Origin of the sequence: Paenibacillus andongensis, from assembly GCF_025369935.1 — a bacterium.
GTDB lineage: Bacteria > Bacillota > Bacilli > Paenibacillales > NBRC-103111 > Paenibacillus_E > Paenibacillus_E andongensis.
On the sequence record NZ_CP104467.1, the window covers coordinates 6,947,507 to 6,967,973 of the forward strand.

The window sequence follows — 20,467 nt, forward strand, 5'->3', positions numbered from 1 at the left end:
TGCTAATTGATTTTGACCATACTGCCTTTAATATTAATGATACCGTCGGACTTCAGATCCAGTGTGGCCCCAGCTTTCAGCGCCATCGTGGCAGAAGCTTCTATGCTAATTTGGGTGGATTTGATTTTGATTTCCTTCGTACTTTCGATGCTGACCTCGCCTTTGGCGTTCAAGGTGATCTTCGAGGTTTGGCTCACAACCGAAATTTCATTCGCTGAGCCGCCCTTGATCGTAATCTTGTTGTTACCGCTTGAATCCGCAATTGAAATACTCTCATCTTTATCTTTCAATTCAATGATTTGGCCTTTTTTCGTCTTAATCTTGATGCTCTCGTCACCACTTTTATCGTTGAAAGAAAGCTCATGACCCGAGCGTGATTTAATTATGCGCAAATCATTTTTATCCGCGGGCGCAGGCGGCTTATTCTTCGGATTCCACAACATGCCGATGACGAAGGGCATTCGCAGCTCACCCAGATGAAAAGCGACTAAGACTTCATCCCCTACCTCCGGTATAAAAAGGCTGCCCATTTCCTTACCGCCCATTAACGTCGCGATCCGGACCCAGTCCGTTTCGGTTTCTGTTTCCTGCATGGGAAGCTTGAGCTTCACTCGCCCCATTTTATCTGGATCGGTGTTATTCGTGACAATGGCGACCATGACGCCGCCTAGTTTCTGACTGGCAAAATCGGACATGCCACCAATGGTAATATCGGGAGCTTTGAACATTAGACCGCATTTCCTCCCAACTGAAACCGAGTTGTATAGCCTTCATCGTCATAAATATGTGTAGCCCCGGTAATATAGTAAGTCTGGTCGAACGATTTTCCAACACCACTGAGTTTGATATATCGCCCGGCTCGAATCTCAGGTATTCCAATGCATTCCCCGTTACCGCTAATCAGCTTCATCGCTCGGCGATTCAAGATCGCATTCGCATAGCTTTTCGCTTCTTCCACCGAGGACACATTCGTGTACATATGCTCGACGAAATCACCTTTTGATGCCAAGATATCCTTGCCCGTCTTGCTGTTTGAGCCCAGCTTCGTAATGCTAGCCGATTTACCCTCGATCACTTTCAGTTCTTTATTATCCCAAGCTCGAACGGTTACACCCGTAATTTGCTCAGCTAAATTCATATCAATCATTAAACTACGGAGAGTTTTCCCCATTTCTAGCGTCATCAATACTGTCATCGCCGTGAGCGGCTTACGGAAATATAAGTTCTTCCCTACAACAAAGAAATCATAATTAACCAAATTAGCTAAATTTTGAATAAAGTGATAGTCATTAATCTGACTCTGTGAAAGCGCGGGAAATTCCGTCGTCGTTGCATCAATATGTGTTTTGAAGCCATATGTTTTGGCGATTTCCTCAACAACATCACTATATTTCTTCTTATTCCACGAACGAGACTTGGTCCCTTTCATCATGAGATAAGAGATGTCCATCCCGCGCACGACAAGGCCAGGAGCACCCTCCTCGGGAAAATCAACAACAACGGATGTAATCTGTCCTGAAAATACAGCAGTCATTTTATCTACATAACCCAAACTGATATCAATGACTTTGCCTAAGGAGAACGTAGACAGCCACTGGAATTCATTATTCGTAATATCGTACGCATTCGCAATCCGAAATGAGAAGGAGTCTGCGGTACCATCGATGGAGGTTTCAACACGAAGAATATCTATGGCAATCGTGTCTGATATTTTCGTTCCATCTATGCTAATTATATAAGAAGGCGCATAAAAGTCTTTATACTTTTTGGCCAAATCGTCATAGGTAAATGAGCTCGTTTCCAAATCTAAGGCCATCGGCTTAATCCAGCCTCGGAACTGAAATGTTGCGTCCCGTTGCGACTTTCATTGGATTGTCTATTTGGTTGGCTCTGGCGATTTCCCGCCATAAAGTTGGATCCTCGTATTCCGTTGCAGCAAGCATCCAAAGCTGTTCCCCTTGATTCAGCATTTTCAGCTTCGTCCGGTCGGCCGAATGGCGGGGTATTTGCTTAAGCTGGTCTTTCTTGCTCAGCGTGGACTTAAAGGTCACTTTCAGCTTGGCGCGAACCGGAACTCCGGTTTCCAGAAACATCGTGAATTGCTGATTGACCGCCACGACCACCCCCTTGAAGTCCAGAGAACCCCAAACAAACCGGCAAAGCGGCGGTGCATGGATCTCCTTCTCGACATCCAAGAGACCTGAGATTTTCTTCGTTAGCAGACGAACGTCCGTCCCTTTTTCGTAGGTGTCAAAATAAAAATCCATGGACAGCGTCGTTGTCCCTCCGCTCACGAATTGAGCGATGGGCATGGACAGACCCGGCACTGTTTTCCAAGAATAGCTGTTATTCGTGTCTAGGGTATACTCACCCGGATTGAACATCACTTGTACATTTTCTGTTTTGCTTCCCTTATGAACGATAATCATTGCTTTCTTAAGCGCCATAGGTGTCTGTCCTTTCTGCTTTTATCTATACTTAACGTAATTAATGATTTACGACAAAAGAAACGGCTACACCGTCCTCTTAGGACGAATGCGTTTATCAAGAAATATAGCCGACTTATCATGTGAAACATATAAATTCTTTTATTTTGAAAATAATTAAACGCCTCGACGCTGCCGCTCGAACTTCATCTTTTTCTCAATTTCGCGGTACACTTTGTCCGCGATTTTGGCTATGTCCAGCTGTGGGAGCTGCTTCATTAGCTCCTGCAGCTGCTCGCTACTCAGCTCCGGCGCCGCCTGTTGAACCGGCGCTGCTGGGGTTGGTGCTTCGTCTGCGCTTGCTTTGGTGCGCAGCCAGTCCATCTCCAGCGGCGCTTCGGCAAGCGCGCTGATCTCTGCGACTGGAGTTTGTTTGTGCTCCAGCGTGGGTTGCTGCTGTTGCGAGGCTAGAAAATCTTGCCTCGCGGTTGGCGTGCTGATGGTCATCGGCACGCTTTGGTGCGGTTGGCCGGCGATATGCACGCCGCTGGCTAGCGTTTGCCGCTGCACCTGCGTGGGCAGCGGCTTGATCGTTGCAGCAGCCAAGCTCCCGCTGCTGCTGTGGGTCATGCTCGCGCTGCGCTGCTCGCCAGCTGCAGTTGCTGCGGCTGCGCTGCCAATGGCAGCCGCCTGGGTAAAACCCGCAGGAGCAGCGCGAAGCGCTCCTGCGCTGCTCGCCAGCATCTGCATGACACGCGGTGTCATGCTCACGGGCTGGCGAGCTATCGGCGCGCGCGCTGCACGCGCGCCTACACTGCCTGCTGCCCGCGAAGCGGCAGCAGCTTGGGCCCCTTGAGCGCGCTCCTCTTCCAGCGCACTCACTCTAGCCCCAATGGTTCGTTCCGCTGAATCGGACTGGAAGCCACTGGCTTCCACTCGATTCTCCGAACCATTCCCTGCTTGCAGCTCGCGCTCGCTGTCATCGACAATGACTTGTCTCTGAACATGCTCGACTTGCGCCCTGCGCCAAACGGCTCGGCCGGTCTGACTCGTCGTCTGCCCAGCAACCCCTTCGCCTGCTGCTCGATAACCCATTCTTTGACTGGTTTTTCTTGCATCTTTGCGAATATCCGCTGCTTGCCCGGCTTCTCGTGGGCTTGTCCGACTCGTCATCTGTCGGATCATAGCTTCACCCGTCCCAGTCTGAGTCATCGGCTGCCTAGCCTCGCCTATCCCTGTTCGAATTGTCGTCATTACCTCGGTATCGATCTTTCTTTGTATCGCCGCTTGCTGTTCTCTTACTCGGTCTATTCCCGTTTGCCCGCTTGTTCTTCTTACCATGTCTACGGGTGCCCGGCTTATAGTTCCTCTGACAAGTTCTAGTGAGGTATTACTTGCTATTTCATTATTTGATTTTTCATTACCAACTAGGTTACTGCTTACCCTGCCAGTACTTGTGCTGTTACCAACATTTTCGCTGACTCTTTCTCGGGCGGTTCCCCTTGCTGCCGCTATATTCGTTCCAGTCTCACCTATCGGCCCTTTATCCGTTTGCCTCCAAATGGCTCGAGCAGAAGTTGGCTCTGATAACTCCGTATAACGGGAGAAGCTGCGCTGTAAATCTATTTGACCTGCATTCACTGTAAGACTAGGACCAATCTTATTCAAACTGTTTTCAACTACTTTTGTAGCTATCTCAGAAGCTAAACTCTGGGAAGGTAAGACCCCCTGCGATTTGGTCTCTAATCTTTCGTTCGTCCTTGGCCGTTGTTGTATGTCCTCTTCCAACAGACTTGAGCCTGCTGAGTCAACAGAAGAACGAAAAATCCGTCGAGCCTCCAGCATAGAAGAATTACTGGATTCGGCCATTTTCGCAGCTAGTTCAGAAGCTAAAGTTGTAGCTGAACGCATACTCCGCACAGAAGTTAAACTTTCATCCTCTTGTGTCTCATATTGTTGCTTCCTTCGTTCACTATTTACTTCAGTTCCTGCCATCTTGCGAAATACACGCCCAACCTCTTGCCGTTGTATTCGCGAACTGGCTTGCAAGCTAGCTCGATATCCCTCAAGCGGCTTCATAGCACCCAACTCATCTGATTTTTGTTCCCTAAGTATCACTGATCTCGGAGCTATTGGGAAATTTCGATCTATTTTCATGCTTGCTTCATGCTGCTCTTCACGTTTCGAAGCAGTTCGAAGAAAACGTTGTGAATCTTGTAAAAATGAACTGGCTTGCACACTGGCCAAGTATCCCTCATGGGGACTTCCTGGTTGGTGTATCACTCTATTGGCACTAGGATTGGAAGATAGTTGTGTACTCCCCGATCCCCCTTGTGCTTTGGCATAAATTCCATTGCCAAGATCAACTTTTGCAGCTGCTCTTCTACTCGTCAATCCCACATTCGGATTTACAGCTGATCTCGCGATAGCTTGAGAATTATCAGCTTTACTTTGCACGACATTCTCCCTACGCATAATCCGCGGAATGTGAGTAGTCATAGTTAGATGATCGGAGATCACCTGTACTTTATTTTGTGGAACTGTATGTATACTCCTAACAAATGAATCATTAGAAGAGCTTTGTCTTTGTTTTTGTCGTTGGACCAGCTGCTTTAGCAATTTCTCGTTGCTTTGAATTTTCACAACTGACTCTAGTCCATTTTCCATCACACTAGGTTTTCTATGTATCTGGGAAGGATAAGCAGCCTCTACAAATGGAGTTGCTTCCACACCTTGCTCAGCCACTTGTTTAGTAACTAGCTTGATAAGGCGTTCCATCATGGAAGTGCCTCGGTTTCTCTTGTTACCTTCGCGCGTGCTTGAACGAGTTTCCCAATTTTCATATGAAATAGCATCCGAAATCAGTTGCTGACTAGTTCCTATCTCAAGCTTTTGATTGGCAGAAGAGATTGCCTCTAGCTGTACTGATGTGCGCATATGTTCATCTTGCGGCACTTGATTCTGTACTTGATCCTGGTTTTGATTTTTAATCGTTACCTGACCCAGTACCTGATCCGTATGATACTGTATCTCATCTTGTGCACGATTTTGCACCTGATTCTGCTCATCTTCTTGGGCTCGATCCCACTCCTGCGTTTTTTCCTGTTCTTGCTCTCGCAGTCGTTCTTGCAACGGTTCTTGTTCTCGCTTTTGTACAAGATCTTTTACTTGTTCCGGTATTCGGTCTTGCACTCGTTCCTGTACTTGTTCCTGTACTCGTTCTTGCTCTCTATCTTCTTGCACTTGCTCCTGCACTCGATCTAGCCCTTGCTCGCTAACCTGATCGCGCTCCTGCGGTCTTTCTTGCGTTTGCACTTGCACGATTTCCTGCTCTAGCTCACGAATTCGCTCTACTAGAACCTCTTGCTCTTGTCTTCTAGCCGAAGCCAAAGCATCATCTTGTTGGACCACTCGATTGGTTAGTCGTTCTTGTCCAAAACCCTCAACCTGCTCATTCGGCTTACGCCAAACTTGCGGCACACTCTGCTGGGCTCCTCTTGATAAGGAAGCATGCATAGCAAAAGGCAAAGTTGAAGTCAATCGCGCTGCATTAATAGCTAATGGTTGCTGGCTAGCAGCTAGAAAACCTCTAGCAGTTGAAGCTTCTTCCTTACGATTGAGTTTCCCAGCGCTCTTCGGTTCGCCTGTTGGCGACAATAGAGCAGTTGACGAAACATCCTTTTGATCACTGGCATCAGCCATATTTCTGACAAGTAGGCTTCTAATAAAATGCACGGAAGCAGGTGCCTCTGCATTCGAAAAGGGCCCCTCACCAAGCTTTAGCAATGTATGATTAGACTGCGGAAGCCTTTGTATTCCCTTTTGCAGCGTTTGTGTTTGGCCAACACCATTTAAATAGAGCTTGGCAGCATGCTGGTAAGAAGGCTGCATCCCTATTGTAGATACCACAGAAGGAGCAGTAGCAGAATGACCTACCTTGGCCTCAGGCAAACCAGCACTTGGTTTCCCCTCTTGGAACTGCTCTATCCATTGCGCTGTATGCCGAATAGCATCCACATGTTTGACTACTTGCACATGATTATCCATAGGTGCAGCTCTATGCACGATTGATCGCTGCGTATGTAAATTTGTATGTTGAGGTCCATTCACCGATTGCGATGGTTGATTCAGGTTACTGCTTTGGGCGTGTGTTAGCATCCCGATTGAAGCGGTAATCTGCCGAATAGATCGCTGGATTAACGGTGAATTCCCTTTGTTAACGTAGTTAAATGAATTTGATTTCTTTGGCAGCCTCACCTGCTTGTCACCCAAAACCTCATGAACAGCTGCAGCTTGAAGATTCGTTTGATTTACGGATAGTTCCGCGTTTCTTTTGTTTTTTCGTCCCTTTTTCTTGCCTTGCTTATCCGCAATTACTTGCGTCTGTTGGTGAGCCGATTGCACATCCGATTGGCTCGAAAACTGATCAACCGTCGTCTGTGAAGGAAGCCTGTAACCACTATTTGCAATCAGCTGCTGCAATTGACGAATCGTTTGCTTTTTCGTAATAAGTGGAGCAGATTCGGGATGCTGCAAGCCTTCCAGCTGCAGTTGTAACTGAATAATCCAAGAATGATCATTCGAATCCGTTAAGGACGATAACTCCTTATCCGTGAGAATTCCTTTTTGTTTAAAAATAAGAGCTAACAAACCTAAATAATTGTTACGCCAAAATCCATATTTGCCCATAATGCCGGAAGCAAACTGTTTGGACTCTCTGGCTGCACGTCCTGCAGAACTACTCCTAGCAGCAGAAATCTGCAAAATGCCCTTAGTTCTCTTCACTCGGGGTTTATGCGATTGTCGAGATTTCATAAACAATCCCCCTAAAAGTTCTGCTTTAGCAAAACTAGCATTCGTAAGCATATACTGAGTTTTTCGCTCACACTTATTTCTTGAAAATAGTTTTCAAACCGGCATGCACCAGCTCGATCGATTCGATAGCTACGTTACCGCTGCTGGCGTTCAAATCAGGTCCGTTCCATTTCACCGGAAAAGCACTGAAAAAGTTCCATCGGCACATTTCTTTACCCAATTGATTGTGCAGGATGATGGAGCCATTCTTACGCTTTATTTTGCCTTGTGTGACACTATCGTACCATTCCCATAACTCGCTGGAGCCCGCGATGCCTCTTTTTAGCACAATATTCGGATACTTTGTTTGTTCGATCATGTAGTGGGGGTGCGTGTTCACGCCGCCTTCCCAATACGGTTTGACGGTCGTCTCTGACTTCATGCCTGTTACCTCAGAAAAACCCCCGACGATGAGTCCGTCAAGCTCAACCACGAACCGGAATGCGCCACCAACGTTATGCGATTTCACTTGTTACTCACCTCTTACCAAACACATCAAAAGGATTGTCTGGCTGTTTTTTACCATCGTCGTTCAGGTTGCGGTTGATGCGGGATATTTCCTCACACCACGTTCGGCGCTCCCGGTGCTCCATTGACATGATTTCATCATGCGTCCAATGAAAGTAGTAAGCAATAAAGCCCGCTTCCTCATAGATCTTGTCAATGGGATAACCCGTTATGCCCCCGCCATCTCGTCCAAAAAAGACACGTCCACATCAAACTCATGCTCACATTTCGGGCAGCTTGTGTGTACTCTCGGCACTTCCATTTCATTAATTTGACGATAAAAATTTTGTAAAAAAGCAAGATCAGCCGTGAAGAACTTCTCAACTACACGTGTATCAATCGCACGCAGATCACCTAGATTGGTAATCACACGCGTAAGTAAGATGATCGTTAAATAGCCTGGATTTTGCTGGACACGTTGGTCACGCATGGGTAGGATTTCATCCGCAGCAGTTGCTAAACGCATAACGCCTCTCTTATGCAGCGTACCGTTGTCATCCACATATCCTCTAGGCAGCTCGAATTCATATTCTGTTTTGAAAGCCATGATGTTACCCCCTTCGCATTATCAAAGAAAACTTGCTGCTTAAGCAAACTAGCTTAACGCCTGAAAAAAGAAGAGTTAGGAACCGGAGACTTCAAGCTCCGGCTCCTACTCTAGCGCTCGTTGATGACAAAGTATAAGTTTTATACTTTAGCTTCGCATCAACCTTGACAAACGCGTTCGTCCCTTCAGGACGACGGAGTCGTTTATCCTTGATTACTTCGTGCGTGTCATGCCTTCGTGGGCAAGCTCTAGGTTCTCAATGGCAATTTCATTGCCTGTACCCTTGAAGCTTGGAGCAGAGTACTTGGACGGCCAGGCTTCAATAACCTGCCAAGTTGCTACGTCAGCGCCTTCTTCGTTGATTGCGATGATTGTGACCGTTTTGCGGGAAACTTTACCCTGAATCGACTCCGACATCCAGTTATACATGTCCATGGAGTCAGTAACACCCCACTTCAATGAGATGTTGCCATATTTAGCAAGTCCCGGAAGCTTCCGAGGCGTAATGGTTTCGTTGCCTTCGCGGTATTCAATTACCGACAAGGATGCGTCAAATCCAGAGATTTCGCTGAAACCAGCTTGCTGAATACCTTCTACTTCAATTCTAAATCTAAAATTGCGGTATGGATCCCTACGTTCGCCAGCCATATAATACCCCTTTCCTAATATGAAAAATATCTAACACTTTGACAGACTATTCTTCTCTTGTTTTCTGAGTAATGCGGAAGATGACGAACTCGGCAGGTTTGACCGGAGCTACCCCGATCACACAGATCAATCGACCGTTGTCGATATCATCCTGCGTCATTGTGCTGCGTCCAATATTGATATAGAATGCCTCGGAAGGACTTCCGCCCATTAAGGCACCGTCTCTCCAGACACGAGTTAAGAACGCATCAATGGTTCGTTGTACACGAGCCCACAGCTGCTCATCATTCGGTTCGAATACGACCCAGTTCGTGCCGTTCTTGATGGACTCTTCAATGAAGATGAACAAACGTCTCACGTTCACATATTTCCATAAGCCGTTCGACGATGTTGTACGAGCACCCCATACACGAATACCTTGTCCAGCAAAAGCACGAATCAAGTTTACGCCTTGTGGGTTCAGGATATCTTGCTCGCCTTTGTTATATTGGCAATCAAGGCCAACAGCACCGCGAACGACTTCATTGGCAGGCGCTTTTTGAACGCCGCGCGTTTGGTCGGAACGGGAGTAGATACCGATAACAGAGCCAGATGGCGGTATGTATATATTTCTTTTGTCTAATGGATCGAACACTTGAAGCCATGGATTGTACATCGCTGCGTAACTGCTGTCAAAGATGTTACGGTGCGTCATCACATCGGCAACTTTTGTTTTCTCACGCGGAATATCAAGAACAGCAAAACGGCTGCCCAGGTTTTCACAATGCGCTACGAGAGATAGTTGAACCGTAGGCTCAGTTACACCTGGAATCGCGATGATACTAACAACATCGTTATCAATGAAAGACTGGATCCCTGTACGTTTACCAGGTCCACGGTCTACACCCATGAAGATATCAGGAGTCACTTGCGCGATTGATCCGTTGCTTCCTCCAGACAATGCGATCTGGAATTTGCCAACCGTTTCACTCTCACCAGAGAGTACTTCAAACGGAGCAACAGCACCAAGATCCTTACCATCAGTCAAATCTTTCACCGTAATGATGTTCGAACGGGAAACGATTTTCTCAATGTGGTTCGCTGCCGAGATGTTTAGGGACACTTTCTCATAAGTCTCTGCTTCATCGCCGTAGAATACATGCAACGTGAATTCGCTGGTTGTTAGCACTTTGGATGGAAGCAGTCCGCTATCTACAACATCTCCATCAAGCGCTTCAGCAAGCTCAATAATGTTATCTTGGGAAGAAACAACTTTGTTGTATTGCTTCTGGCCAGCAGCCTCGAAGGCAACAACATCGCCGACATTGAAGCCAGCATTATTTTTCACGCGATATTGGGTCTCGCTCAGCACTTCATAGATTTGCGTCTTAGCTTTACTGGACGGAACAACCACAACACGAACTTGGTTCCCCCATGTTCCTGGGTTCTTGGATGCAATCTCCAGAATCGCGGATTCTTTGTTCGTTGCCGCTTTGTTTGTTGCTACCTTAGCGTCAGTTGGCGCTACACGCATAACATAACAGCGAGAACCTCCGTTTAAATAGAAATGCTCAACCGCATAAGAAAGGAAACGATACTCACCGAATTCATTCTCGGACAAGTAGCTGCCGAATAAACGATGGAAATCAGCTACGCTCGTAACCAGTTGAGGGACACCTTCAATTTCCCCTCTTTGCGCAAGCCCTATAAACCCGGCCGTACTTGTGCTTGCACCTTCAAGCGGTTGCGCCCCGCTGTCAAACTCTTCCACATAGACTCCAGGTGATAAATAGTCAGCCATTGTTCCCCAGTTCAGTCAGATGGCACTTCTTGCAAATCAATACGGCCACAGACATGAAACCAGTTCTCTCCTTTCTGCTTGTCATTTTTGTATAGAAGATGGACGTGTCCATTCTACTAATTAGGGTTAAGTGAGCCGAATGATGCCAAGGTTAGTCGTTGTTCCTTCTGCTACTATTACTTCCTTCATAATATGCCGCCGATCTTCGCCGTATGTAATAGCCAATTCTGTCTGAAAGGACGGAACTCGATTGCCACGAAAAGCAATAACGGCCTCACCTTTATCTGTAACTCGGCTTTCTTGGATGGGCAGCAGCAGTGCACCTCTTGTAAAACCTTTAGTCAGCTTTTTTTCTAGACGAAACCGCTTTTGATGCTCCAATACCTGGGCAATTCGGATTTGCTCTTCGGCAGCTTTAGAGCCTCTTCCTCGAAGCAAGTAAGAGTCTCCAACTGCGATAACACCTGTAAACGAACCCAGTGTTACTTCAAGTGCTCCCTTGTCGACTTGGTCTACCATAATTCGAGCACGGGCACACTCTTCCGATAGAATCATCGCCTTCAGCTGGGCATTCCTCAAAGGCGCTCCGGCTGCATCCAGCAGCATGACTCGGATCAGTCCTGTTCCTTGCGAAAAAGGATAAGAAGGCAGCGGCTTTAACTGAACAACCTCTATAAAATTGTCGGTTCCTACTGTGATGAGAGTTTGCTCCTGAAAATAGTGCTCGTTGCTTACCATTAGACGGTATTCACCGGGCGGTAAATCGTTGAATATATAGGAACCATTCGATTTACGTATTGCTTTCGAACGGGTGCCTTCCAAATAAACGGTGGTAGTGTTGCCAAGAGGAGTTTGTGAGGTAATTGCATCGATGACGCATACAACCAAAGATACGCGGGTTTTCAATTGCGAAACGCGAATGTGATCCACAACCTAATCCCCCTAACCCTGTATACGAAAATCGGTTTCCGAAACTCTTTTGGTTGTCTTGATGCGGGTTGAATCAATATTTACAGGCCCAACTGTATAGCTAACAGAAAGTCTATAAGGGGTATCAGCGAAGTTCCACATATTCAGGATGCTTTCTCCTTTAAGAGGCTCCATGACAATGCGAACTTCTTCATCTTGCTCAGCTAGAGTTCCGAGGGTCATAGAACCTCGAAGTATAGAATGATCGTAGAGCACTTGCATCGCTCTTCCTAGTATCCTATGCTCATCCAGCGCTCTGGACTGCAGCTCTGCTGGTGATTGTACGGTTAGCAGGTAGCTAAGATCTACGACCATAGGCGGATACTGAATTTCATTCGTCCCTCTGGCAATCATGTGGGTACGACGATTATCACCGCTTTCGCGGACGTTGTACAAGTAGAGAGATAAGTAGAAATCCCCTTTATCGACAGGCGAAGCAAGCCCAATCATCTCTGGCTGAGGAATGGGATCAGGGGTCATATTTTCTCTGAGAAGCTTGATTAAAGATGCGCTTACATCTGCAATTACAGAATAATCGCCAATAGGAGTCACTTCCTGCCTCAAAATACCTATGTAATGTAATGAAGATGGTAAAGATTATGTCATATTGTGTACCTTTTTCTATTATAATTGCAATTTACTAGGATGACTATAGGGATTATTTTATTTATCCTGAAATATTCATAGATCTGTAAGTTGCAAGGTTGGATTGGGAATACAAGGGAATTTCGCCTTCAGATGATGCTTTCTTGATTACATGGTTATAATGATAGCTTTCTTAATGTAAGTCTATAACAGCCCAATAAAAGAATAATGAAAGATTCGGCCATAAATAGGCAAAAAACCGCGCAGCATCAAACCTTCGCGGATTTTTAAATTGAAGTAATGCAGGCTCTGCGCAGCAGCGCGAACCCACCTTCTATAATTAATACTCTTCCCACTCCTGGCGGGCAAGGATTTTGCCTGATTTCTGCAGCTCATGCCGAATCGACTTAATAATATGCTGCATCCGGATGGGTTCACCAGCCTCTGCAGCTAAGAAAGCCGAAGAAAGGACGACGTTTTTGATATTCCCTCCGGCGATCTCATAGCGCTGAGCTAAATATTTAAAATCGACATCATCGCTAAGCGGGGCTGCAGACGGAAACATGGATGTCCAAATCTTTTCACGATATTCACTATCCGGAAAGGGAAATTTAATGACGTAATTGATTCGCCTCAGGAAGGCTTCATCAATATTATTTAATAGATTCGTTGCCAGCACTGTGATGCCTTGATACTCCTCCATCTTCTGGAGCAGGTAGGCAGTTTCGATGTTCGCATATTTATCATGCGAATCTTTGACTTCCGAGCGCTTTCCGAATAGCGCATCGGTTTCGTCGAAGAACAGCACCGCATTGCTAAGCTGCGCTTCCTCGAAGATCTCATGCAAATTCTTTTCGGTCTCACCAATATATTTGCTGATCACCTGCGAAAGATCGACCTTGTAGAGCTCCAGCTGAAGCTCTCCGGCGACAACCTGTGCAGACATCGTCTTCCCCGTGCCCGGCGGGCCGGCGAACAGCATGCTTAGCCCCTTGCCGTAGGCCAGCTTCTTCTCGAAGCCCCAGTCGCTGTAGACAACGCCACGATACTTCACTTGATTGCACGCGTTGCGGAGCTGATCCTTCTGCTCAGGCGGGAGGATCACATCCGCCCACCCATAGCGAGGCTCAATACGCGTCGCCTTGCGCTCGAGCTTGTGCTGCACCTGCTGGTAGCACGCCTTATAGAGCGCATCGGCTCGCAGCACGTTCAGCGTTGCCGCAGCGCTGGAGCCCTCCCCCGCAGCCTCGCGCTGCCAGGCGGAGTACCCGCGCGCCAGCGTCAGCGCGCGGCGAATTTGCCCCGGGGTGAAGCGGAATTTGCCGCTCATCACCCGCCAGTCCACGTCCGCGCTCACGCCGAGCTCGCGCGCGAATGCCGCCCAAAGGCGCTCACGCCCGCCTTCGTCCGGCACTTGCAGTTCGTGCTCAAGGAGCAGCCGCTCCTTGGGCTTCCACGTTAGCCGGTTGAACCGCCCGGCCAGCAGAAAGACCATGCCGCCGTAGCCGTCCAGCAGCTCGTGAAACCACCCGAGTCGCCGCTGCGCCGCAAGATCCGGCTCCTCCGGATAGAGCGCCTCCAGCCGTGTGAAGCACAGCACGGCTTGGTGCAGGATCGCTTCGCGAACAATCGCGCTCAGCTGATCTTCAAAACTCGCTGCATGCAGCAGCACATCAGCGAGATCAACATGCAGCAGCGGCTTATTGAAGTACCTGCTGAGATGCTCCACCTGCAGCTTCTTGCCTGCGCCCGCATTCCCCCACAGATGGAACGCGAGCCGTTTGCGCTCAGCCGCCGGAGCCTGAAACGCAGCTTGGATGAAGCCTCGCAGCCGCTGCTGAAAATCCTCATGGACGAGCAGAGGAGCTAGCTCGTCATCCGGATAAACCATCCTAACCGCCGGTTTCAGCTTCGGGTCCATTTCACCGGAATCCAGCATGAATGAGATGATTCGCTTATCCAAAAGCAGCGGCCTCGACAATAACGTCTGGCCGCTAATTTCCTGCGCTTCGCGGTGAAGCATATAGCGCGCCAGTCTGCCCTCGGGCGCCATGAAGGTCGTTCTCGCTGCCCGCATGTCCTCAGGGCTGCTGCAAGCAATTTGCAGCGCCAGACTAATATTAGGCGTTTTGCTGGTTAGGTCATCTTGCAGAAAGCCGAAGATGCGTTCATATTTACGATCCAGTTCTACAGCGAGTCCTAGCATAACGAACCGCTCTTCTACTGGAGAAAGCCCAAACACAGCAGATACATACGACAGAGGCAAGAACACGCCTGTCCTACGGCTTTCTTCACGCCTTCGGGCAATGAACGCCTCCGAATTCTGAATACTAGCCAGCAGCTCGAGTTCTTCCTCATCAAGCCCCTCATCTCCACTTTGCCCGCCAATGAGGCGAATGAACTCATCTTCGGACACGAACATCCCGCGAAACGAATCCGTTTGCGGGTCGGGCGTCAGCTTTTGACGACGCTTATATAAAAGCTCAAGCTTTTTATCCAACAAGGTAAGCTCATCCTTATAATGTTCCCATGCATGTACGTAACCTTGAGCTGCCATAGCCCCTCCTGATAACTCTGATCTTTATTTACAAAAAAATACAATCCCTCCCCTTCGTAAACAGCTTGCCTAAACGGGGTGTTATTCTTTACAATGATCTGATAAGGCTCAAAATGTTTTTCCAATAATTGCTAACCCGAAAGGAAAGTGGCCTCCTCTACATGGAACAACTTCCGGCTAATGATCATATATGGAATCGAAAGCTTATACATATTTTATGGTGGATCCTATTCATCTACGAAGTAGTCGCTATTCTTGGATTCTTCTTTAATATGCATGATCAGCCTCCGCAATGGTTTAACAGGTTCATGGAGGTTCAAATCATTACGGCCTGCCTACAGCTCATCTTAATGGGAGCCGGTTATTTGGCTGTTCACTTTCTGAAACGATACAGCGATTTTATCATGATTACATGGACCATGACCATGGTTTGTATCTTTATTATCTGTATTCCCGAGCTGATGAACAGCTACGAATTAATTAGTATCCCTATTATTTTAGCCTCTATCTATTTCCAAAAGAAATATATTTTTTTCGCTTATAGTTTAGGCATTGTATATTTAATTTCATTACTAGTTTGTCAGGTATATCAAGGGCATGCCCTAACACCCTCTGATGTGATCGTGACTATTACAGTCCTCACCTCAACGGCACTTATCTGCTTTGCAATCATGAACAAAGGGCTAATTCTCATTACAGAGTTAAAAGATTCGGTCGTTCGCGAACAGGACCTCCTTATTCGAAATGTGATGATTGATCGACTTTCCAAAGTGGATGCGCTAACCGAGCTGTTTAATCATCGCTCTTTTCAAGAGCATACCGATCATCTAATTTCGCATATGCCCCATGATACGCCGCTTGAGCTTGCTCTTATCGATATCGATAATTTCAAAAGGATTAATGATACCTACGGGCATTGGGTCGGTGACATGGTTCTCAAAACGATCGGCTCCATTCTGAAGGAAGAGCTCGGCCCTGACGATATGTCTTTTCGATATGGTGGAGAGGAATTCGCCGTTCTGTTTGTAGGCAAATCACACGAGGAAGTTTTACATATTTGCGAACAATTAATGGAAACCATCCGGGGTACCGAAATTCCTGAGATGCCGGATCAACCGTTAACGATGAGTATCGGACTCGCTAGCTATAATCGCAACACGATGAAAAAAGCTTGGTTCCAACTTGTCGATGAATGTTTGTATACCGCCAAAAGAAATGGGAAAAACCGCATTCATTCTCATATTTCCGAATAGATGTTTTCAGCTAGGAGCCCTAAAGCTTCTAGCTTTTTTTGGCCTCCAATTTCCATGTCATTACTTACCAACCGAAAACCCTCATAAAAGGAGTCGCCTCTTCCGAAATCATATTTATACACAGGGAGGTAGACACCATGAAGCCTAAGATTCTCGTTGTAGATCCGGTCCAAAGCCTTAGAGGTATTTTACGTCAAATTATTATTACGATGGGTTACGATGTACTAGAAGCAGCTAATGGTGCCGAGGCCATTCATGCGTATCAAGCCAACTTTCCGATTCTGACCACAATGGACCTGAATATGCCAGACATGACCGGTATAGATGTGATCCGAAAAATTAGAGAATTCGACCCTGCCGCCAACATTATGATGTGCTCTGCCTTGGAGCAAAAGACGATGATTATCGAGGCGATCCATGCGGGTGCCAAAGAGTTCGTTTCTAAGCCTTTCCGGGAACATAATATAAAGGAAACGATGCTGAAGCTGTTGATTGTCTAAGCGAGGAAGCAGGTTTAATAAACTTAATAAAAAGCTATGCCTCATACATGTATTTGGTTGATTAGGCAAATAATAGCCAAAACCAAATGAGGTGGTAAAACGATGTGTCATTCCATATCTATTCTTGCTGATGTCAACGAGCTTGTTAAACAATTCCGCATTGATCGGCTGCTATCGTATAGCTCCAATCGTTATGAGGTGCGGCCGACAGAGTCTGTCTCCGCTGTGATGATGAATAGAAAGGGAGAACGCATCCTTGATGAATTTCGTTGGGGTCTGATGCCGTTCTGGGCAAAAGATGCCGTATGCGGGGACCGCGATTCGATCTTCACCAACATCGTCTTTGAGCGTATCGTTAGAAAGCAGCGCTGTATTATTCCTTGCAGTGGATTTTATATTAGCGTGACAGAGGGAAAAGAGACAGAGTGGATTAAGTTCAAAATGCGCAGCGGCACCTTCGGCATCGCGGGGCTGTATGACGTCTGGCGGGCTCCATCTGGTGAAGAGGAGCTTCGTACATGTATGATGCTGATGACAGAAGCGAACTCACTCGTCTCTCCTTATCAACGCAGAATGCCTGCGATTCTAGACCAAGATCAGGCCGAGATGTGGCTGCAGCCAGAGATGAAGGACAGCAGACTCCTCAGATCCATCCTTCGACCAGTAGATGATCTGCTGATGGTTGCAAATGTTTTGTCATCCCCAGAAGAGAAGCTGGAAAGCGGTTCGGATGTAAGTGTTTTTGTATGATAAAAAGAGGGCTGCGTCTACACGCTAGCCCTCTTTTTTGGTAATGACGGGCGGCAAGTCGCCACCCTCCCCGATCAATCGAACACCTTCCGCACAAACACCGTAAGGCTCCCAACGGCATGTGGCACATAGGTGACCAATGTCGCTAGGCTTCACACGGCCGGCCACCTGCCTACAAATCTCCGACCAGCTCAGTTCCATCTCCACTTGCAGGCCAAGCTTGGTGACGATTTCTGCATCGTGCTGATAGACGGACCTATTTTCACAATGCGCTTCTTGATCCTTCGGGAAAGCTGCGCAAAGGTCATCAGGCCCAAGAACAATGCGGATCATCGTTTCAGGCTTTTGACGCAATTCCTCGTAGACGGTCGTCATGTTTTCGCAAAACTCTTTCGAATAACCCATTCCTCTGTATCCTAGCAGACAAAGTAAGTGATGTCCCCTCAGTTGGATCGGCTGGGTCATATTTTGGGAACACGGTACAATCCGTACCCTTCCATTTTGATGATTGGATCTTTATCGAGGGTTAGTCCGGTTGTTTTGGAATGAAGGGCAACATCAATGAGCCATTTGGTGAAATCTGCTACGTTCATGGATTCCATTTCGGATAGACTATAAAACCCAGCTGCATCGACCTCCACGCCGTCTGGCTGAGGCTCACCGCTGATGTAATCCATTTCAAAAGCAATGTAGACATTATGTATACTTCTTGGCAAATCACGCACGGCTACCAAGCGATTGACTACCGCCTTGATTCCGCTCTCTTCCAACACTTCGCGCTCAATCGTATCTTGGATCAGCTCAAGCTGCTCAATATAACCGCCCGGGTTGGTCCATCGGCCTTTCCCTGGTTCCTGAGCCCTGCGTACAAGCAGCATCTTCTCATCCTTCATCACAAGTGCGCCTACACCGATGCTATAGTTACCCCAATGAACAAAACTGCACACCGTACAAGCTCGTCTTATCGTGCCATCCACATCGCGCGACTCCATAGCGGATCCGCAGGTCATACAAAACTTGGCTTCCATCTATCTCATCCCCAACTTCCTATAGTCTTGAGTTCCAACTTCCATTCGAATTCACTGTATGTAAGCTTACTGCTTAAAGCGGAAAATAAGCAACTCCGATCCCGTACGTTTTCCGTCCATTGAATGGGAAATTGGAGTTACTTCCTGCACTTGTCTTGCGATATCGCTGAATTAGGAAACTGAGAAACACCGACACCGACACCGACATTGTGTAAAAAGTGCAGCTAATTTTGTAAATATCTGTTTTTTCGAGTGATATCATGCAAAAAGTGCAGCTAATACGGTGCGAAATGTCCTTTTCGGCTTATAATGCAGATATTTGATGCACAAAATGCATCTTGATTACTCAAAACAGAAAATTTACTGCAATTTGCTGCACTTTTTGCATCTTGTTGTTTGCTGTTCGTGTTTACAGTTCCACTTCAAGGGTGCCCGGTGGTTTGGTGGGGTTGGCAGGTTTAATATTTTGGCTCCCCCCAAATAAAAACCCGTCACACCCATGGAGACTCCACGGGTGTAACGGGCTAGGTGTGTACACCTACACCAAAAACATCGCCACGACCGTCGTCACCGCGAGGCCGATGAGCACGGGCAGCAGATTCCGTCGCGCCAGCTCGAACGGACTCACGCCGCAGATGGCTGCTGCTGGGATCAGCGCCCACGGGATCAATGTGCCGCCGCCGACCCAGATGGCGGCCACTTGCCCGAGCGCGGTGAGCACAGCCGCGCCGGAGCCAATGGCGGTTGCGAATAGCTGCGCAATCGAGCCCGCGAGGGAGATGCCGGAGAAGCCGGAGCCGTCGAGGCCCGTAATGGCGCCTACGACGGTGAGCGTGACGGCACCAACCGCGCCGTTCAGCGGCACTTGCCCCGCGAGGGCTACACCCAGATCGTTCACGATCCCGTGCGAGCCTTGCGGAAGCACTTTGCCGAACAGCTCCGTGAAGGCAGAATCGCCTAGATAGAAGAAAGCGGCGATCGGAATCACGGGGCCGAATACTTTGAAACCGAATACAAAACCTTCGATGAGGTAAGACGTTGTTTGTTCTAGTCCTTGATTCCGATGCGCGAGCAGCGTTACCGCAATCAGGATGAATACGGCGGTGCCCCCAACGAGCGCTGTCGCATCTCCCCCTTGCAGATTAAGCACGAACATCGCAATTACGTCTAAGGCGAAGAGCAGAGGAATCATAATCGCCAACGTTTTCTTCAATCGCGGCGATAAATTGACCTTGGCCTGCCCAGCAGCCGAAATGAGTGAGCCGCTATCCCCTGGTCCACTTGCCACGAGGCCATTCCTCCACGTTCCATTCTTCATATCCCGCCGCATCATCCAAAAAGCGGTGATCGTCGTGACAAGCCCCATCACGATAACCAGTGGAATACTCGCCTCCATGACAGCCGTCACCGGTAATCCAGCTGCATCTGCTGTTAATTTAGGAGCTCCCTGTATAATGTAATCCCCCGAAAGCGCAATCCCATGTCCGAATAAGTTCATCGCCATAGCTGCACCTAACGCTGGCAAACCAACGCGGACGGCGACAGGCAAAAGAACAGCCCCAATGAGCGCAACACCAGGAGACGGCCAGAAAAACCAAGACGTCACCATCATAATGATACCAATACCCCAGAAAGCCAAAGCAGGTGTTCGCATAAAGCGGGTTAGCGGAGCGACCATGGTTTCATTAATGCCAGTTCGGATAAGCACGCGGCTCATTGCTACAATGATGGAGATGATCATGATGGTCCCCATCAGCTCTTTAGTCGCATAAATAAAGCTGTTGAAAATACCAGAAACAGAGCCGCTGAGCGTTTCCGTTGCCAGCAAGCCAAGCGCGAAAATACCAACCACACAAATCATCGTGGTGTCTCTACGCTTAATTAAAAGGGTAAGAATAAAACCGATGAATACTAAATAGACCCAATGAATCGGCAATAATTGAATGTCCACCCTAGATCACGCATCCTCTCTGCCCTTATAGCAGTTGGTGCTACATTGTATGCTAATCTGGGCGGAGGAGTTCGTGGGAATTCGGGTTGAGCGGCACCTTGTGGTACAATAA

The 20,467-nt window shown here is 47.7% G+C and carries 18 protein-coding genes; 3 read left to right on the forward strand and 15 right to left on the reverse strand.

Translation table 11 applies throughout. The features are described 5' to 3' along the window. Positions 1–2: 2 nt before the first annotated feature. From NYR53_RS30940 to NYR53_RS30990, 12 genes are all read right to left on the reverse strand, one after another. Entirely contained in the window at positions 3–728 is a 726-nt protein-coding gene (locus tag NYR53_RS30940) for a phage baseplate assembly protein V (RefSeq protein ID WP_261302869.1), read from the reverse strand. Then, on the reverse strand, positions 728–1,816 hold the full coding sequence (locus NYR53_RS30945) for a phage late control D family protein (RefSeq protein WP_261302870.1): 1,089 nt from the start codon (positions 1,814–1,816) through the stop codon (positions 728–730). Before NYR53_RS30945 ends, NYR53_RS30940 begins: the two co-directional genes overlap by 1 nt. Positions 1,817–1,820: 4 nt before the next feature. Continuing rightward, on the reverse strand, positions 1,821–2,447 hold the full coding sequence (locus tag NYR53_RS30950; RefSeq protein ID WP_261302871.1) for a CIS tube protein: 627 nt from the start codon (positions 2,445–2,447) through the stop codon (positions 1,821–1,823). A gap of 156 nt (positions 2,448–2,603) precedes the next feature. Continuing rightward, positions 2,604–7,241, reverse strand: a complete 4,638-nt coding sequence (locus NYR53_RS30955; RefSeq protein WP_261302872.1) for a hypothetical protein — start codon at positions 7,239–7,241, stop codon at positions 2,604–2,606. Positions 7,242–7,314: 73 nt separating this feature from the next. Next, positions 7,315–7,749: a phage tail protein gene (locus NYR53_RS30960; RefSeq protein ID WP_261302873.1), complete on the reverse strand. Its 435-nt coding sequence runs from the start codon at positions 7,747–7,749 to the stop codon at positions 7,315–7,317. 7 nt (positions 7,750–7,756) lie between these two features. After that, positions 7,757–7,960, reverse strand: a complete 204-nt coding sequence (locus tag NYR53_RS34570) for a DUF6760 family protein (RefSeq protein ID WP_079410461.1) — start codon at positions 7,958–7,960, stop codon at positions 7,757–7,759. Continuing rightward, positions 7,957–8,334 carry a hypothetical protein gene (locus tag NYR53_RS30965; RefSeq protein WP_057304095.1) on the reverse strand — a complete coding sequence of 126 codons (378 nt, stop codon included), beginning with the start codon at positions 8,332–8,334 and terminating at the stop codon, positions 7,957–7,959. Before NYR53_RS30965 ends, NYR53_RS34570 begins: the two co-directional genes overlap by 4 nt. Positions 8,335–8,547: 213 nt before the next feature. After that, positions 8,548–8,982 (reverse strand): phage tail protein, encoded by a 435-nt coding sequence (locus NYR53_RS30970; RefSeq protein WP_261302874.1) that lies wholly within the window; start codon positions 8,980–8,982, stop codon positions 8,548–8,550. Positions 8,983–9,028: 46 nt separating this feature from the next. After that, a complete protein-coding gene (locus tag NYR53_RS30975) occupies positions 9,029–10,762 on the reverse strand; it encodes a phage tail sheath family protein (RefSeq protein WP_060645982.1) in 1,734 nt (577 codons plus the stop codon). Between the two features lie 126 nt (positions 10,763–10,888). Next, the gene (locus NYR53_RS30980) at positions 10,889–11,692 is read right to left on the reverse strand and encodes a peptidase associated/transthyretin-like domain-containing protein (protein ID WP_261302875.1); all 804 of its coding nucleotides are present in this window, start codon (positions 11,690–11,692) and stop codon (positions 10,889–10,891) included. 12 nt (positions 11,693–11,704) lie between these two features. Next, positions 11,705–12,283, reverse strand: a complete 579-nt coding sequence (locus tag NYR53_RS30985) for a Pvc16 family protein (protein ID WP_261302876.1) — start codon at positions 12,281–12,283, stop codon at positions 11,705–11,707. A gap of 373 nt (positions 12,284–12,656) precedes the next feature. Beyond that, positions 12,657–14,873 (reverse strand): AAA family ATPase, encoded by a 2,217-nt coding sequence (locus NYR53_RS30990; RefSeq protein ID WP_261302877.1) that lies wholly within the window; start codon positions 14,871–14,873, stop codon positions 12,657–12,659. Positions 14,874–15,034: 161 nt separating this feature from the next. Here NYR53_RS30990 and NYR53_RS30995 point away from each other — a divergent pair, with 161 nt between their 5' ends. The 3 genes from NYR53_RS30995 to NYR53_RS31005 all read left to right on the forward strand — a co-directional run bounded on the left by NYR53_RS30995 (position 15,035) and on the right by NYR53_RS31005 (position 17,376). Then, the gene (locus NYR53_RS30995) at positions 15,035–16,126 is read left to right on the forward strand and encodes a GGDEF domain-containing protein (RefSeq protein ID WP_261302878.1); all 1,092 of its coding nucleotides are present in this window, start codon (positions 15,035–15,037) and stop codon (positions 16,124–16,126) included. 137 nt (positions 16,127–16,263) lie between these two features. Then, on the forward strand, positions 16,264–16,626 hold the full coding sequence (locus NYR53_RS31000; RefSeq protein WP_261302879.1) for a response regulator: 363 nt from the start codon (positions 16,264–16,266) through the stop codon (positions 16,624–16,626). A 102-nt stretch (positions 16,627–16,728) separates the two neighbouring features. Further along, a complete protein-coding gene (locus tag NYR53_RS31005; protein ID WP_261302880.1) occupies positions 16,729–17,376 on the forward strand; it encodes an SOS response-associated peptidase in 648 nt (215 codons plus the stop codon). Between the two features lie 24 nt (positions 17,377–17,400). Here the strand turns inward: NYR53_RS31005 and NYR53_RS31010 are convergent, their stop codons facing one another. From NYR53_RS31010 to NYR53_RS31020, 3 genes are all read right to left on the reverse strand, one after another. Further along, the gene (locus NYR53_RS31010) at positions 17,401–17,841 is read right to left on the reverse strand and encodes a DUF1284 domain-containing protein (protein ID WP_261302881.1); all 441 of its coding nucleotides are present in this window, start codon (positions 17,839–17,841) and stop codon (positions 17,401–17,403) included. After that, positions 17,838–18,404: an NUDIX hydrolase gene (locus tag NYR53_RS31015; RefSeq protein ID WP_261302882.1), complete on the reverse strand. Its 567-nt coding sequence runs from the start codon at positions 18,402–18,404 to the stop codon at positions 17,838–17,840. The genes NYR53_RS31010 and NYR53_RS31015 overlap by 4 nt, the downstream gene beginning before the upstream one ends. A 538-nt stretch (positions 18,405–18,942) precedes the next feature. After that, positions 18,943–20,355 (reverse strand): hypothetical protein, encoded by a 1,413-nt coding sequence (locus NYR53_RS31020; RefSeq protein WP_261302883.1) that lies wholly within the window; start codon positions 20,353–20,355, stop codon positions 18,943–18,945. Between the last annotated feature and the right edge of the window lie 112 nt (positions 20,356–20,467).

Excerpts from the sequence above, each read along its gene's own strand:
- NYR53_RS30940 (WP_261302869.1), bottom strand. The coding sequence starts at position 728 with ATGTTCAAAGCTCCCGATATTACCATTGGTGGCATGTCCGATTTTGCC.
- NYR53_RS31015 (WP_261302882.1), bottom strand. The coding sequence starts at position 18,404 with ATGGAAGCCAAGTTTTGTATGACCTGCGGATCCGCTATGGAGTCGCGC.
- NYR53_RS30995 (WP_261302878.1), top strand. The coding sequence starts at position 15,035 with ATGGAACAACTTCCGGCTAATGATCATATATGGAATCGAAAGCTTATA.
- NYR53_RS31005 (WP_261302880.1), top strand. The coding sequence starts at position 16,729 with ATGTGTCATTCCATATCTATTCTTGCTGATGTCAACGAGCTTGTTAAA.
- NYR53_RS30955 (WP_261302872.1), bottom strand. The coding sequence starts at position 7,241 with ATGAAATCTCGACAATCGCATAAACCCCGAGTGAAGAGAACTAAGGGC.
- NYR53_RS30945 (WP_261302870.1), bottom strand. The coding sequence starts at position 1,816 with ATGGCCTTAGATTTGGAAACGAGCTCATTTACCTATGACGATTTGGCC.
- NYR53_RS30975 (WP_060645982.1), bottom strand. The coding sequence starts at position 10,762 with ATGGCTGACTATTTATCACCTGGAGTCTATGTGGAAGAGTTTGACAGC.
- NYR53_RS30990 (WP_261302877.1), bottom strand. The coding sequence starts at position 14,873 with ATGGCAGCTCAAGGTTACGTACATGCATGGGAACATTATAAGGATGAG.
- NYR53_RS31000 (WP_261302879.1), top strand. The coding sequence starts at position 16,264 with ATGAAGCCTAAGATTCTCGTTGTAGATCCGGTCCAAAGCCTTAGAGGT.
- NYR53_RS31010 (WP_261302881.1), bottom strand. The coding sequence starts at position 17,841 with ATGACCCAGCCGATCCAACTGAGGGGACATCACTTACTTTGTCTGCTA.
- NYR53_RS30970 (WP_261302874.1), bottom strand. The coding sequence starts at position 8,982 with ATGGCTGGCGAACGTAGGGATCCATACCGCAATTTTAGATTTAGAATT.
- NYR53_RS30950 (WP_261302871.1), bottom strand. The coding sequence starts at position 2,447 with ATGGCGCTTAAGAAAGCAATGATTATCGTTCATAAGGGAAGCAAAACA.
- NYR53_RS30965 (WP_057304095.1), bottom strand. The coding sequence starts at position 8,334 with ATGGCTTTCAAAACAGAATATGAATTCGAGCTGCCTAGAGGATATGTG.